Raw genomic sequence first — 595 nt, 5'->3', positions numbered from 1 at the left:
TGGAAGGTGCGTTGGAGGAGCGTCAGGTTCCGGCGATCAAGCTTGAGATCGCGATCGGCGATGTCGTGCTGCGGACGGACACAGCCATAGATGGCGAGCAGCTGTCCCGTGTGATCCGCGCGATGCGAGCGTCACGATGATCGCGGCCGGTGCCGATCTGAAGATTTACATCGCGACGCGGCCGATCGACTTCCGCTGTGGCCACGATGGGCTTGCGGCGAAGGTGCAGGAGATGCTTCGTCTCGACCCGTTCAGCGGCGCAGCCTTCGTGTTCCGATCGAAACGAGCGGACCGGATCAAGATTTTGGTCTGGGATCGAACGGGTCTGGTGTTGGTGCACAAGCGTCTTGAAGGTTGCAAGTTCGTTTGGCCAACGATCGCAGACGGCGTGATACGGATATCGCCGGCGATGTTCGCAGCCCTGTTCGAGGGGCTGGATTGGAGGTTGGTCCGCCCGGAAGAAGCGCGGCGTCCCCAGGCGGCTGGATAACTGCGGCAGAATGACTCGGAAGCTATTTTGAATGTGGCACGCGCGGCGGCGATGTGCTCGAAATAGCGCATGAGCATCGCGGCGCTGCGCGACGAAAATGAACAA

At 60.8% G+C, this 595-nt stretch carries 1 protein-coding gene; it reads left to right on the top strand.

The genetic code is table 11. The features are described 5' to 3' along the window. Nucleotides 1-136: 136 nt before the first annotated feature. The gene (gene tnpB, locus IVB13_RS15770) at nucleotides 137-490 is read left to right on the top strand and encodes an IS66 family insertion sequence element accessory protein TnpB (protein ID WP_007601228.1); all 354 of its coding nucleotides are present in this window, start codon (nucleotides 137-139) and stop codon (nucleotides 488-490) included. Nucleotides 491-595: the final 105 nt, after the last annotated feature.

Origin of the sequence: Bradyrhizobium sp. 17, assembly GCF_023073515.1 — a bacterium.
GTDB lineage: Bacteria > Pseudomonadota > Alphaproteobacteria > Rhizobiales > Xanthobacteraceae > Bradyrhizobium > Bradyrhizobium canariense_D.
This window is presented reverse-complemented; position numbering and strand designations above follow the sequence as displayed.

What these genes read in the sequence shown, in the direction of transcription:
- tnpB (WP_007601228.1), top strand. Translation starts at nt 137, where the DNA reads ATGATCGCGGCCGGTGCCGATCTGAAGATTTACATCGCGACGCGGCCG.